Here is a 1,539-nt window from a genome sequence, read left to right on the forward strand (position 1 = left end):
CGCCAACCGGGCGCAAGTGCTCAACTTCAGCATCGGGATAACGCAGCATTACTACGGGAGGTACGCCGGCCGGGACGGCGTGTGGCTGACCGTGGGCAAGCCGCTGTTCCGGCCGCTTCTCAACCTGGATCTGGTCGGCCGCTTCCTCACGGGGAACGCAGGAGAGTTTGCCAGGGCCGCGAGAACGCTCGACGACAGGGACATGGTGGTGGTCTGGGCAGCCGGCAACGAAAGCTGGAACTCCATCAACAACACCGTTCACATGTGCGGAAAGAACTTCATCGGCGAGGACGGCTGCCGGCTGGGCGACCTGGCGTTCACCGCCCAGGAGTTCATGGAGAACTTCAGTTGGCTGCGGGGGGACGACGAGCGCGGCCCTGCGGTCTCTTTCAAAGAGATGTGGGGAACGGAATGCGGGAGCGAGGACTGCGCGGACTACGATTCCATCGGAGGATGGATGGTGGCGCCGCTGTTCGAGTCCAGACTGCTCGGAAAATGGCTGGTGGTCGGCGCGCTGGACAGGCACGGCAGGATCGCGAGGTTCTCCAACGGATGCGGCGAGGCGCGAAACTGGTGCCTGTTCGCGCCCGGGGAGGGTCTCAGGGTCGGCCCCAACGAGGCGCTCACGGGCACCTCTTTCGCCGCCCCGATGGTGAGCGGCGCGTTGGCGGTGCTCAAGAGCCGGCTGCCCGGCATGCCGATGTCAGTGGTGCAGGCGGTGCTGCTCTACTCGGCGGACCCGCTCGGGAGCCGGGTGGACAATCCCAACGAGCCGGACGCCGTCTACGGATGGGGACGGTTGAACCTGGGACGGGCGGTGGCGATGCAGGGGACGGTAGCGTTGCCGTTCTCGGTGGCCGGAACGGCGCGGACGCCGCTGCTCCGAGACGTCCGCATCACCCTGTCCCCCGCCCTCGCGCAGGTGGGCGAACGGCTGCAAGGCGTACAGGTCGCGGTGGGCGGGGTGGGCAAGGCGTACTACAACACGAGCCTGTTCGATGCCGTCGCCGTCGAGGCCGGAGGGCCTCCGGCGCTGGGCCGCGCCGCCGGGGAAATGCTGGCGCAGGCAGGCGGCCACCTGGAGGCCCGCTTCGATACCCATGGCTCATTCGCCGAGCCTGGCCGGAGCCCCGGTGAGCTTCACGCTGTCGGGATGGATTTCTCCGCCGGCAGGCTTGGCCGCTGGCGCTTGCGCCACAGCCTGTGCGAGGGCTGTGAACGGTCCGCGTGGAGGGAATGGAGCACGGTCGAAACCGCCGGTGCCGTTGCCGCCGCCCCCTTCTTTGCCCACGCCGGAAACGCGGTGGCGTTGCAGATACAGGGCCGCGGCCTGCGCCCGTTCGCCGCGGTCAGCAGCGGGCGGATGTCGAGCCGGGCGCCATGGCGTCAGTTCGGCCTGCGATGGCGGCAAGAGCGCGACGGCTTCCTGTCCGTGGCGGAGGTTTCGCGGATCGAAGAAAGCCGAAGCGTCTGGGGCGCGACTTTCGGCGCGCTCGGGGACACCCGGACCCGGACAATCCAGAACCGGCTGTTCCTGTC

Annotated in this window: 1 protein-coding gene; it reads left to right on the forward strand. The window is 68.4% G+C overall.

Features of this window, described 5'->3' with window-relative positions:
* The coding region (locus tag OXF11_21620; protein ID MCY4489689.1) for a S8 family serine peptidase at positions 1–1,539 on the forward strand (1,539 nt) is incomplete at both ends.

This window comes from Deltaproteobacteria bacterium (assembly GCA_026712905.1).
GTDB lineage: Bacteria > Desulfobacterota > Binatia > UBA9968 > JAJDTQ01 > JAJDTQ01.